Genomic DNA, 12,486 nt, shown 5'->3' on the forward strand with positions numbered 1-12,486 from the left:
CTAACGGGTGTCGGGCACCGGCAGATCCCGCCAGACGCGCCGCTTCTTCCACCGCACCTGGATCTCGCGCACCAGCCGGGTGGCATCGATATAGGAGACCACCGCGTCCTGCGGCGAACTGAGATCCCACAGCGCGCTGATCCGCTCGACCATGTCCTCCTGGTCCGGGTCCTCCCCGAGTTCCCGGAAGGCCGCCAGGTACCGGCGCACCAGATCGGCGACGCCCGCGTAATCGCCTGCCTGATAACGCAACAGGCCCAAACCGAGGAACGCGTACGCCTCGCCGAGGCGGTCCCCGATCTCCCGGAAGAGCACCGGCGCCTGCTCGGCGAGCGCCGCCGCACCGACATAGTCCCCGGCCTGATAGCGCAGCAGCCCCAGCCCGATATAGGCGTACCCCTGGCTGACCCGGTCGCCGATGCGCTGGAAGATATCGAGCGCGGTCTCCAATTCCGCGGTGGCGGCGGGATGATCGCCGATGGTGTGCAGCAGGATGGCCAGCCCGGCTCGCGCGAACGCCTGCCCGAACCGGTCCCCGATCTCCTCGTAGATGCCCAGCGCCCGGCGCACCAGCTCCTCGCTGCGCGCGGAATCCCCGGCGGCGAAGCGCAATCGGCTCAGGCTGCTCAGCGCGTACGCCTCCCCGACCCGGTCCCCGATCTCCTGGAAGATGCCCAGCGCCCGCCCCAGGCGTTCCACCGCGACGGTCTGATCGCCCGCCACGAAGCTCAGCCGGCCCAGGCTGCACAGCGCGTACGCCTCCCCGACCCGATCGCCGATGGCCTGGAAGATGTCGAGCGCCCGCGTCATCGGGCCTTCGGCACCCGCGTAATCGCCGCCCGCGTACCGCACCAGCCCCAGCGCGATGAGCGTGTAGGCCTCCCCCGCCCGATCGCCGATTTCCTGAAAGATGGCCAGCCCCTCCTGCATGCGCTCGGCGGCCACCCCGTACGCCCCGGTCGAATGCCGGACCAGGCTCAGATCGTTGAGCACGTACGCCTGCCCCACCCGGTCCCCGATCTCCCGGAAGATGGCCAGCGCCTGCTCCATCCGGTTCGCGGCCCCCGGCAGATCACCGACCGCATGCCCCAGCCGCCCCAGGCTGCCCAGGGCGTACGCCTCGCCCAGCCGGTCCCCGATCTCCCGGTGGATGTCCAGGGCCTGCCCGAGCAGCTCCGCCACCCCGGGATAGTCGCCGGTCGCGAAACGCACCGCCACCAGGTCATTGAGCGCATACGCCTCGGCGAAGCGGTCACCCAGCTCGCGATAGCTCTCCAGCGCCTGCCCCACCAGCACGCCGGCCGTCTCGTAGTCGCCGGTCGCATAGGTGACGACGCCGCGCTCGTGCAGCGCGTACGCCGCCCCGAACCGGTCCCCGATCTCGTCGAAAAGCGCGGCGGCCCGGCGCATCTGGTCACCGGTGCCCGGATAGTCGCCGATGGTGTACCGCACCACGCCCATCCCGATGAGCGCGTACGCCTGCCCGCCGCGGTCGCCGACCTGCTCGTAGATGGCGAGCGCCTGCCGCAGCAGTTCGGCGGTGCCCGGGTAATCGCCTGTCGCGTAACCCAATCGGCCCAGGCTGCTGAGCGCGTGCGCCTGCCCGACCCGGTCGCCGATCTCCTGATAGATGGTCAGGGCCTGCCGCACCAGATCCGCCGTCCCGGGATAGTCACCGGACGCGTACCGCACCAGCCCGAGATCGTTGAGCGCGTCGGCCGTCCCCACCAGATCCCCGCTGTGCTCGGCGATGGTGGCCGCCCGCCGATGCAGCTTGATGGCCAGCGACCACGGTCCGTCCAGCCGCAACAGCCCGGACAGAATGCTGGTCAGCCCGACCACCCGCGCCGATTGATGCCGCGCGGCGGCGTATTCCAGGCAACCGAGCAGGTTGCCGCGCTCGGCCCGCAGCCAGGCCAGGGCCTGGGTGCGGTTCGAGAAATGCGACGCGGCAGCCGGTTCCGCGTCGGCGACGGGTTTGGGATGGGTGTCCCCCGCGAGGTACCGATCCGCCTGTTCCCCGATGTGCTGATAGTGATCCAGCAGCCGATCCACCACGGCGCGGCGCTCGTCGAGCGGATCCGCCCCGGCCAGCGCGAGCGCGAACTCACGCAGCAGATCGTGCATGCGATAGCGGCCGCCCGCGGGTTCGTCCAGCAGGTGATCGGTGAACAGCGCATCCAGTTCACGCCGGGCCGCGCTCACCGGAATATCGTCCAGCACGGCCGTGGCATAGCTGTCGATATCCGGTCCGGGATGCAGGCTCAGCCGCCGGAACAAGCGCTGCCGTTCCGGCGGCAGATCCTGGTACGACATGGTGAACGCGGCATAGACGGCGCGCTCCCCCGCTTCCAGCTCGCCCAGCCGGTCCTGTGCCATGGCCAGATCGTCGGCCATCTGCGCGATGGTCCAGGAGGCGTGATGGGCCAGCCGCCCCGCCAGCAGCACGATGGCCAGCGGCAGATAACCGCACAGCCGGGCGATCTCGGCCACCGCGGCATCGTCACCGGCGCCGAGTGGTCGCCGGGCCAGCGTCCGGAACAGCTCCGCCGCCTTGTCCGGATCGAGGGTGTCCAGGGCGAAGGGCTGCGACCCGTCCAGCGCGACCAGGCGGCGGCGCGAGGTGATCAAGGTCAGGCAGCCGGGCCCGTTCGGCAGCAGCGGCTCGACCTGCGCGTGATCCTGCGCGTCGTCGAGCACCAGCAGAATCCGCTTGCCCGCCACCCGATCTCGCCACAGGCTGCGCCGATTGTCCAGGCTGTCCGGGATATTGCGCGGATCGATGCCCAGATCGGTGAGCAGCCCGCCCAATACGTCGATGGGTTTGGCGGCCGGCTGCCCGGCGGTGTGCGCGTGCAGGTTCACGAAGAAGCGCCCGTCCGGGAACTGGTCCGCGAGCCGGTGCGCGACGCGGGTCGCCAGCGCCGTCTTGCCGATCCCGGGCATGCCGTCGATGGTGTGGATGGACACCACCCGGCCCGCGCCCGCGACCGCGAGAATCCGCTCCAGTTCCGCTTCCCGCCCGATCAGCGTCTCCACATCGCGCGGCAGGGTGTCGGTCAGGGTGGGCCGCGGCGGCATCGGCTCGCGCTCGGCCGGGGCCGGTGCGGCGGGCGCCGTGCTCGGTCCCGCCTCGACCACGGCGGCCTCCCACAGCCGCTGCCACGCAACGACATTCGACAGGCCCGCAGCGATCGGCTCCTTGCGGGCCTGCGCCAGGTAGAACAGCGTCGCCAGCACCGGTTCCAGCGAGCCGAACCGCGCCGGCACGTTCTTACCCGAGCGCCAGTCGCTGATCCGCTGGATGGTCGGCAGTCCCCGGGTGCCGCGCAATCGCGCCTTGGTGGTCCGCACCACCTGATCCAGGGTCGGGTTCCCGGCGGCCTCGAACAATTCGGTCATCCTCTGCGCGAATGCTTCTCGCGCAGAACCACTATTCACTTCATCGCCCCCGAAAGCCGATACCGCCACTAAGACAGGCTAGCCGCGCCGATCCCGTGGAGTGACCTGATAAGCCTTGCCCCAGTGGGGGTTCGGTCGCTCCCTGCCGGTCAGAAGACGGCGACCGGGGCGACCGGCGTCCCCGTCGCCCCGACGAACGGTTCCGGGGTCGCGGTGAGCAGGAACTCGTAGCGGCCCTCCGCCGCGCACACCTGCGACAGCTCCTCCAGATTCCAGTTCTGCCCTTGCAGCATGCCCATTTCCACCAGGTGCAGGGCGTGCACGGCCAGCCAGCCGTTCTCGAGTTCCGCCGGGAAGATCTCGAAGGTGAGGGTGTCGTTGGCGACCGCGGCGACGTCGCGGGCGTGGAACCATTCGGGGCAGCGGACGGACAGGCCGGGGGCGGGCATGGCGTAGGCGGTGCGATCGCCGGCCAGGTAGAGCTGGATCTGGCCGGTGCGGATCAGGACGATGTCACCGGCCCGCACCGGCGTGCCCGCCAATTCCATTGCGGCGTCCAGATCTTCGGGAGTGACGGCGTGATCGGGGGCCAGGCGGTCCACGCCGTGCGCCCGCGCCACGTCCAGCAGCACGCCGCGCGAGACGATATGGCGGGCCTTGTCGATGCCGGAGAACGCCGAACCGCCGTGCGCGGTAATGGAATCGGCGGGGCGGCCGTTGTAGATGACGCCGGAGTGCGAGATATGGGTGAGCGCGTCCCAGTGGGTGCCGGCCTGCAGGCCCATGGTGACGGTGTCATCGCTGGTGGCGATCAGGCCGGGGCCGAACAGTTCCCAGTTGACCGCGACCATGGTGTGCAGCGGGTTGACCCGGCCGCGGATCAGCCCGGTCTGAATGCCGTTCTGATGCAAGGGGACCGCGAGCGGGACCCGCTGCCCGGTGCGGACGGTGGCGGCGGCGGCCCGCACCACCTCGCCGGTGATCAGATTCAGGGTGCCGATCTCGTCCGCGCTGCCCCATCGCCCCCAGTTGTTCACGCGCTTCGCGATTTCCCGGAACTCGGCTGGCAATTCCATTGGTGCGGCCCGTCTGTCGATCGAATACTCCCCGAACCTACCGAGCCCTCAGGCGGCGTGCGCGACGGCGTCCGCTGGGTGGGCGGGCTGCTCGCGGCGCAGCACCACCGCGCTGACCGCCAGGGCCACGGCGAGCAGTCCGGCCGCGACGGCGAAGGCGAGTCGGTAACCGCCGGTCAGGGCGGCGGCCTCGGACGCGCCGGCGGCGAGGCGGGTCCCGGTGCGCGAGGCGGCCAGGGTGGACAGCACCGCGATGCCGATGGCCATCCCGATCTGCTGGGTGGTGTTGAACAGGCCCGACGCCAGCCCGGCGTCATCGGCTTTCGCGCCGGACATGGCGAGCGTGGTCAGCGCGGGCAGCACCAGGCCGCCGCCGGACACCAGCACCATCATCGGCAGCAGATCGACGGCGTAGGAGGCGTGCACGGGCAGGCGGGTCAGCCACAGCATGCCGATCAGCAGCAGGACCAGGCCGGCGATCAGCACATTGCGGGTGCCGATGCGGGCGGCGAGCGGCGCCGAGACGAACAGCGACACCCCGCCGATGGCCACCGCGGCCGGCAGCATCGCCAGACCGGTCTGCAGCGCGGTGTAGCCCAGCACCTGCTGCATGTAGAGCGCGACGATGATCTGGAAGGCGAACATGGCCGAGAGCGTCAGCATCTGCACCGCATTGGCCCCGGACACATTGCGGGAGCGGAAGATTCGCAGCGGCAGCAGCGGCGTGGCGGCCCGGGCCTGCCGGATCAGGAAGGCCGCGAGCAGCGCCGCCGACACCGCGCCCAGCGCCAGCGTGCGCCCGGCCAGCCAGCCGTATTCGGCGACCTGCACGACGGTGTAGATCCCTAGCATCAGGCCCGCGGTCACCAGCACCGCGCCCAGTACGTCGGCTCCGGCGGCCAGCCCGATCCCCCGGTCGTCCGGCAGCGCCCGCACGGCCAGCGCGATGGTGGCCAAGCCGATCGGCACATTGATGAAGAACACCCAGTGCCAGCTGAGCGCGTCGGTGAGCACCCCGCCCAGCACCTGCCCGATGGAAGCGCCCGCCGCCCCGGTGAAGCTGAACACCCCGATGGCCTTGGCGCGCGGCCCGCTCTCGGTGAACAGGGTGACCAGGATGCCCAGCACCACCGCCGCGGCGAGGGCGCTTCCGACCCCCTGGGCGAACCGTGCGGCGATCAACTGCCCCGGGGTCGACGCGAGTCCCGCGCCCAGCGACGCGGCCGTGAAGATCGCGTTCCCGGCCAGGAACAGCCGCTTCTTGCCGATCAGGTCGCCCAGCCGCCCGGCCAGCAGCAGCAGGCCGCCGAAGGCGATCAGGTAGGCGTTCACCGTCCAGCTCAGCCCCGCCGCGCTGAAGCCGAGATCGCGCTGGATCGCGGGCATGGCGACGGTGACGATGCTGCCGTCGAGGATGGTCATCAACATTGCCGCCGAGAGCACCAGGAGCGCGAGGCGTTGCGAAGTAGTCACCTGAGCAACGCTAGGCAGCGCAGGTGAGCGTTCCAATGGCCGAACCACTCACCTCGATGCCCGATACGCTCACCATCCGAGCAATGAACACCGCGACACGCCCGGGACGCGACATGCGACCCCAATGTGCGGTCACGTCTGTCCGTTAGAGTAGATTGGCTCACAATTAGCCATGCGGATAGCGACGAAATCGTCGTAACAAGGCAGTCTGGTCTGCAGAGACCGAGCTATCGAAGTGATCCGCTTGGCTCACCTACAGAAAAGAATGAAGTAAGCAATGGCTCAAGGCAGTGTGAAGTGGTTCAACAGCGAAAAGGGCTTCGGCTTCATCGCGCAGGATGGGGGCGGCCCTGACGTCTTCGTCCATTACTCCGCCGTGTCCGGCTCGGGCTTCAAGTCCCTCGAAGAGGGACAGCGCGTCGAGTTCGAGATCGGCCAGGGGCAGAAGGGCCCGCAGGCCCAGGACGTCCGCGTCATCTAATCGACTCTGAGTCGATCGAGCCTCGCACCCCCGGGTGCGAGGCTTTTGACGTCTTCATAACGGCTGAAACCCGCTGTCCCACAGCGCGATCCGGCCGATGACATGACGAAGGCCCGGTCCGATGGACCGGGCCTTCGTCATACGTACCGTCGAACTACCAAGCCATATTGGCGTAGCTCACCAGGGTGCTCTCGCTCTCCTGCGACAGCTTCCAGGTGCCGCCCACGTTCTTCCAGGTCACCGGAATCGGGAAGGCGTAATCGCCCAGGCGGCTGTTCAGCGTCGCCGACAGGGTGTCGCCGTCCACGGTCACCGGGCCCGAGACATCCCAGCTGTACCCCGGAATCCGGCTGATGACCTGCCCGACGCCGGCCAGGCTGCCGCCGTTCCCCGACTCCAGTTCGGCGCTCGACCCGTTCAGCGCGGCCTGCAACTTGCCCTGCAGTTCCCCGGCGGACGGCGTCGCCGGAGCGGCGACAGCAGCCGGAGCGGTGGCGACGACGACGGCGCCGGCCGGCATCAACAGGGCAGCGGCCGCGGCCGACGCGGCAACGAGCGAGCGAAGCATGAAAGGCTCTCCTTAGATAGGTTAGCCTAAGCATAAACAGAGGCACCGGGTGCTTGGCAAGCCGATCACGGAGCGGGGAACTGTGATTCGAGCCCGGGCGATGCCTTCGGCGCGGGTCAGCCGGGAGCTTGAACCAGGGTCAGCAGCGAGCGCTTGCGGATGGTGAAGCCGAGGGTTTCGTAGAGGCTGATGGCGGTGGTGTTGCGGGCGAGGGCGTGCAGGAACGGGGTCTCGCCGCGCGCCCGGATACCGGCGCCGACCGCGCGGATCAGGCGGGTGGCGAGGCCGCGGCCGCGGAATTCGGCATCGGTGCAGACGGCGCTGATCTCCGTCCAGCCCGGCGGGTGCAGGCGCTCGCCCGCCATGGCGACCAGGCGGCCGTCCACGCGGTAGCCGAGGTAGGTGCCCAGCTCGATGGTGCGGGGCGCGTAGGGGCCGGGGTCGGTGCGGGCGATGAGGTCCAGGATCTCGGGGACGTCGGCGGCGGTCAGCACCTCGAGTTCGGGATCGGGCGCGACTTCCAGTGCGCTGCCGTCCATTTGGACCGAATCGAAGGCGTCGAGCACGGTCCACCCGGGAGGGGGCACGTGGCCCGCGCCGCGCAGGCCGGTGGCGCCGCCGGGGCCGAGCAGGGTGGCCAGGTCGATCCAATCCTGATCGTCGAGGACGGGCGGATGACCGACGAAGCGGGCGACTTCCGGGTGGTAGCGGCCGATCTCCCCGGACCAGTCCGCGAATCGCCGGTGCGCGCCGCGCAACGAAGTCCGGACCGGATCGTCGAGCGGGTGCAGCGCGACATCGATGGTCGATTCAGTGGTCACCATCGCACGTTAGCGAGGGACAGGACCGGCGGACACCGGTTGTGATCACCGCGATTCATGGCACTATCAGTCGATGACCGCGGATTACTACGATCTCGGCAGTTACACGCGACCCGTCACCACCGTTTCCGATACCGCGCGGCTGTGGTTCGACCGGGGGCTGATCTGGACCTACGCCTTCAATCACGAAGAGGCCGTTCGGTGTTTCCGGCAGGCCGCGGCGGCCGATCCGGAATTCGCGATGGCGTACTGGGGCGTGGCATTCGCACTGGGACCGAACTACAACAAGCCGTGGGAATTCTTCGACGCGACCGAGCTGGCGGAGACGGTCGCGAGCACGCACGGCGCGGTGGCGCGGGCGGTGGAACTGGCGGAGGCCGCGTCGCCGGTGGAGCGGGCGCTGGTGCAGGCGCTGACCGCCCGGTATCCGAGCGGGACGCCCGACGACGGTGCGGGCTGGAATCTCGCCTACGCCGAGGCAATGCGCCTGGTGTACAAGCAGTTTCCGGATGATCTCGACGTCGCGGCGCTGTGCGCGGACGCGTTGATGAACCTGACGCCGTGGGCCCTGTGGGATCAGCGCACCGGGGCGGCCGCGGCGGGCGCGCACACCCTGGAGGCGAAGGCGATCCTGGATCGGGCGCTGGAAACCGAAGCGGGGCAGGAGCATCCGGGCCTGCTGCACCTGTACATCCATCTGATGGAGATGTCGGCGACCCCGGAATCCGCACTGACCGTGGCGGATCGGCTGCGCGGGCTGGTGCCCGACGCCGGGCATCTGGAACATATGCCGTCGCATCTGGCGGTGCTGTGCGGCGACTATCGCGGTGTGGTGGCGATGAATTCGGCCGCCATCGCCGCGGACGAGCGGTATGCGCGGCAGGCCGGCGGGATCAACTTCTACACGCTGTACCGGGCGCACAACTACCACTTCAAGATCTACGGGGCGATGTTCCTCGGGCAGTCGGCGACGGCGCTGGAAACCGTTGCGCGACTGGAGCGGTCGATTCCCGAGGAGCTGCTGCGGGTGCCGTCCCCGCCCATGGCCGATTGGCTGGAGAGCTTCCTGTCCATGCGGGTGCACGCCTTCATCCGGTTCGGCAAGTGGGCGGAGATCCTCGACCTGCCGCTGCCGCAGGATCCGGAGCTGTACTGCGTCACCACCGCGATGCTGCACTACGCCAAGGGCGTCGCGTATTCGGCGACCGGCCGTATCGACGAGGCCGAGGAGCAGCAGCGCCTGTTCGAGATCGCCGCCGCTGCCGTCCCCGAATCCAGGACCCTGTTCAACAACACCTGCCGCGATATCCTCGCCATCGCCGCCGCCATGCTGGAGGGCGAACTGCGGTATCGAAAGGGCGAGTACGACAAGGCTTTCGAAGCGCTGCGCCGCTCCATCGAACTCGACGACAACCTGCCCTACGACGAACCCTGGGGCTGGATGCAGCCGACCCGCCACGCCTACGGCGCGCTACTGCTGGAGCAGGGGCACGTCGCCGAGGCCGAGGCCGTCTATCGCGCCGATCTGGGCCTGGACCACACGCTGCCGCGCGCCGCGCAGCATCCCGGCAATGTCTGGAGCCTGCACGGCTATCACGAATGCCTGGTCCGGCTCGGCAAATCCGAGGCCGCCGAGATCATCGCGCAGCAGCTGAAACTCGCCGCCGCCGTGGCGGACGTGCCGATCGAGGCGTCGTGCTACTGCCGGCTGCGCCCGGAGCACTGCTGCCATTGAGCGCGATCGCCAGCCCGTAGGCCAGCGTCGCCGCGTACACGAGCATGTAGGCGTTCTCCAGGACGGGCTCGGAATGCCAGGGCTTCGGCAGCAGGAAAATGCCCACCGAGGCATAGGTTTCGGTCCACTGGTACGCCCACGCGCCGGTGGACACGAACAGCGCGCCCGCCGCCGCCCACCACACCGGCCGGGTCTGCGCGCGATGCACGAGATGAACGAACAAGGGCACGAACCACACCCAATGGTGCCCCCACGAGAACGGCGACACCGCGCACGCGGTCATCCCGGCGATGGTCGCGGACAGCAGGATCTCACCGCACCGGTACAGGCGGATCGTGAGCCGGAAGCTCACCAGCGCAACCAGTCCCGACAGCGCCGCCCACAGCCACAGCGGTGCGGCCCCGGCGGTGAGGTGGGCGAGCACGCCCCGGATCGATTGATTGGCCGGAGCCGTATCGTCGGCGATGCGATCGGATTGGAAGAACGTGGACAGCCAATACCGCCGCGAATCATCGGGCAGCACGATCCACGCCAGCGCGACCGTACCGACGAACACCGCGAGCGCCGTGGCCGCCGAACGCCATTGCCGCAGTGCGAGAAACTGCACGATGAAGAACCCGGGCACCAGTTTGATCCCCGCCGACAGGCCCGTCCCGATCCCCCGCATCGCACTCCCCTCGGCCCGCGCGAAATCCCACAGCACCAGTAGCAGCAACACCAGATTGATCTGGCCGTAGAACAGCGTCGTGCGCACCGGCTCCATGAAAGTGCAGGTCAAGGCGAGCAAGCCGCTGATCACCGCGAGCCGTGGGGTCAGCCGGTATCCGAGCATGCGCCAGCACAGCAGCACGATTCCGTACAGCACACCCAGATTCGCCGGCAGCGCGGTATGCGCCACCCACGCCGCAGGCACCCCGACCGACGGAATGAACGCGATGGCCGAGAACGGCGTGTACGTGTACAGCAGCCCGCCGACGGTGAGGTCGGTGTACAGCGACTGCCCGTGCAGGATCCGCCACGCGCCTTCGCGGTAGATCAGCGCGTCGAGTCCGCCGGCGAGGATGCCGGCCTTCTCGAGCCAGGGGTCGACCGTGGTGAACAGCAGCGTCACCGCGAGCACGGCGCCGGCGGCGAGCACCGGCAGCGTCGATCTCGAGCGTGCAACCTCCATCGACCGCGCCTCGACCACGAACGATCACCCTACGGAATGCGCGGCCGAGATCATGACCCCAACTCCGGGGTGGTCGCCGTGGGGTTGCTCACTGCCCGAACGGCGAACCGTCGATGGGGCAGGTGGTGTCCGCGGCGGGCAGCTGCGCGGAGAACAGGTAATCGCGCTTGACCCGTTCGGCGCAGGCGCTCGGCACGTACATGCTGCTGTGGCCCGCGCCCTCGATCACCACCACCCGGGCCTCGGCGAGCTGGGCCGCGCCCGCGCGCGCACCGGCCAGCGGGGTCGCGGGATCGAATCGGCTGTTCAGCACCAGAATCGGTGCGGCCGTGCGGCGATTCCACGGTCCGGTATAGCGGTCGGCGTCGTGCCCCTGCCAGAAGGCGCAGGCCATGGTGTCGAAGACGCCGATCCGGCCGAAGTACGGCACCCGCTGATCCTCGGTAACCGCGGCGCGGCTGTAGGCGGCGAGGTCGGTGGGGACGGCGCTGTCACTGCATTGGATGGTGTAGAACGCCTCGGTGCGATTGCCCGTGTAGTTCTCACCGCCGGCGATGGGCAGGACGCCGGGCAGCCGGGTGCCCGCGTCGAACAGCGCCTGCAACAGCACCGCCAGGTCCGGATAGGCGGCGGGGCGGGAAAGTTCCGCCGCCGCATTGACGATGGCGGAGTAGGTGTAGGGCTGTCCGTCCAGGCGGATGGGCGCCAAGCGGGCGCGTTCGGTGATCACCTTCCACTTCAGGGCGGGGTCACCGGCGGCGAAGGCGCATTTGTCACCGGCGGCGGCGCACTGTTTCAGGAAGGCGTCGAAGGTCTGGGCGATGCCGGTGGCGACATCCTGGCGGGCATCCAGGGGCAGGGTATCGCCCTGTCCCGCATGGCCGTTCGCGCTGCCTTCGAAATCCATGGAGCCGTCGAAGGCCATGGCGCGGACGCGGCCGGGGAACATATTGGCGTAGGTCGCGCCGACCTGGGTGCCGTAGGAGATGCCGTGATAGGTGAGCCGCGCGTCGCCGACCGCGCGTCGCAGCAGATCCAGATCGCGGGCGGTATTGGCGGTCGAGGCGTGGTGCAGGATCGGTCCGGCGAGCTGGGCGCAGCGGTCGGCGAGTTCGCGATTGCGGGCGAAGAACTCGGCTTCCCCGGCGGGGTCGACGGGCATGTCCGGGATGGAGCCGAGGAACGCCAGCTGTTCCTCGGTGTTGGGGAAGCAGCGGGTGGGCGCGCTGCCGGCGACCGAACGCGGGTCCCAGGAGACGATGTCGAAGCGGGCGCGCAGTTCGTCGGAGAAGAGGAAGGGCCAGCGGGCGCGTTCGCGCAACCGGTCCACGCCGGAAGCGCCGGGGCCGCCGAAGTTCACGAACAGGGTGCCGATGCGGGCGGCCGGATCGCTCGCCGGGAGTTTGATGACCGCCAGGTCGATCTGGTCGGCGTGCGGTTCGTGGTAGTTCAGCGGGACGCGGGCTCGCGCGCACTGGAAGCCGTCGGCGCAATCGTCCCATTGCAGGACGGGGGTGTCGGCTTGCTCCGCGAGTTGATCGAGATAGGGGTCCGGGCCGTCGGCGGCGCGGGCGGGCGCGGGGGCGCCGGCCAGGCCTGCGCCGAGCAGCAGGGCGAAGGCGGCGATCCGGATGCGGCGAAACCTGGTGTGGCCCAAACGCAGATCCAAATCGAGAACCTTCCGCACGCTAACGAACTATCCGCGCCCACCCTGCCATACGGCACCCCGCATCGCGCAAGAGGCAAGGCGAATCGAACC

The 12,486-nt window shown here is 69.3% G+C and carries 9 protein-coding genes; 2 read left to right on the forward strand and 7 right to left on the reverse strand.

Translation table 11 applies throughout. From position 1 onward, the window contains the following. The 3 genes from LTV02_RS18965 to LTV02_RS18975 form a co-directional block, all read right to left on the reverse strand. A complete protein-coding gene (locus LTV02_RS18965) occupies positions 1 to 3,402 on the reverse strand; it encodes a tetratricopeptide repeat protein (RefSeq protein WP_233041229.1) in 3,402 nt (1,133 codons plus the stop codon). A gap of 149 nt (positions 3,403 to 3,551) precedes the next feature. Then, complete coding sequence (locus LTV02_RS18970) at positions 3,552 to 4,478, reverse strand: cyclase family protein (RefSeq protein WP_067721416.1); 927 nt, start codon at positions 4,476 to 4,478, stop codon at positions 3,552 to 3,554. Between the two features lie 48 nt (positions 4,479 to 4,526). Further along, positions 4,527 to 5,951: a DHA2 family efflux MFS transporter permease subunit gene (locus tag LTV02_RS18975; protein WP_233041230.1), complete on the reverse strand. Its 1,425-nt coding sequence runs from the start codon at positions 5,949 to 5,951 to the stop codon at positions 4,527 to 4,529. Positions 5,952 to 6,228: 277 nt separating this feature from the next. On the opposite strand from LTV02_RS18975, the gene LTV02_RS18980 reads away from it, so the two are divergent. Continuing rightward, the gene (locus tag LTV02_RS18980; RefSeq protein ID WP_067721414.1) at positions 6,229 to 6,432 is read left to right on the forward strand and encodes a cold-shock protein; all 204 of its coding nucleotides are present in this window, start codon (positions 6,229 to 6,231) and stop codon (positions 6,430 to 6,432) included. Between the two features lie 154 nt (positions 6,433 to 6,586). Here the strand turns inward: LTV02_RS18980 and LTV02_RS18985 are convergent, their stop codons facing one another. Then, positions 6,587 to 7,000 carry a hypothetical protein gene (locus tag LTV02_RS18985; RefSeq protein WP_233041231.1) on the reverse strand — a complete coding sequence of 138 codons (414 nt, stop codon included), beginning with the start codon at positions 6,998 to 7,000 and terminating at the stop codon, positions 6,587 to 6,589. 116 nt (positions 7,001 to 7,116) lie between these two features. Then, a complete protein-coding gene (locus LTV02_RS18990; RefSeq protein ID WP_233041232.1) occupies positions 7,117 to 7,821 on the reverse strand; it encodes a GNAT family N-acetyltransferase in 705 nt (234 codons plus the stop codon). A 73-nt stretch (positions 7,822 to 7,894) separates the two neighbouring features. Here LTV02_RS18990 and LTV02_RS18995 point away from each other — a divergent pair, with 73 nt between their 5' ends. Continuing rightward, entirely contained in the window at positions 7,895 to 9,556 is a 1,662-nt protein-coding gene (locus LTV02_RS18995; protein ID WP_233041233.1) for a tetratricopeptide repeat protein, read from the forward strand. Here the strand turns inward: LTV02_RS18995 and LTV02_RS19000 are convergent. Beyond that, complete coding sequence (locus LTV02_RS19000) at positions 9,459 to 10,727, reverse strand: glycosyltransferase 87 family protein (protein ID WP_233041234.1); 1,269 nt, start codon at positions 10,725 to 10,727, stop codon at positions 9,459 to 9,461. The genes LTV02_RS18995 and LTV02_RS19000 overlap by 98 nt on opposite strands. Positions 10,728 to 10,815: 88 nt before the next feature. Beyond that, complete coding sequence (locus LTV02_RS19005) at positions 10,816 to 12,414, reverse strand: alpha/beta hydrolase (RefSeq protein WP_233041235.1); 1,599 nt, start codon at positions 12,412 to 12,414, stop codon at positions 10,816 to 10,818. Between the last annotated feature and the right edge of the window lie 72 nt (positions 12,415 to 12,486).

The sequence above is a fragment of the Nocardia yamanashiensis genome, assembly GCF_021183565.1.
Lineage (GTDB): Bacteria > Actinomycetota > Actinomycetes > Mycobacteriales > Mycobacteriaceae > Nocardia > Nocardia yamanashiensis.

Bases quoted from the DNA above. Each gene is read 5' to 3' on its own strand.
- LTV02_RS18965 (WP_233041229.1), bottom strand. From the start codon at position 3,402: ATGACCGAATTGTTCGAGGCCGCCGGGAACCCGACCCTGGATCAGGTG.
- LTV02_RS18970 (WP_067721416.1), bottom strand. From the start codon at position 4,478: ATGGAATTGCCAGCCGAGTTCCGGGAAATCGCGAAGCGCGTGAACAAC.
- LTV02_RS18980 (WP_067721414.1), top strand. From the start codon at position 6,229: ATGGCTCAAGGCAGTGTGAAGTGGTTCAACAGCGAAAAGGGCTTCGGC.
- LTV02_RS18985 (WP_233041231.1), bottom strand. From the start codon at position 7,000: ATGCTTCGCTCGCTCGTTGCCGCGTCGGCCGCGGCCGCTGCCCTGTTG.
- LTV02_RS18995 (WP_233041233.1), top strand. From the start codon at position 7,895: ATGACCGCGGATTACTACGATCTCGGCAGTTACACGCGACCCGTCACC.
- LTV02_RS19000 (WP_233041234.1), bottom strand. From the start codon at position 10,727: ATGGAGGTTGCACGCTCGAGATCGACGCTGCCGGTGCTCGCCGCCGGC.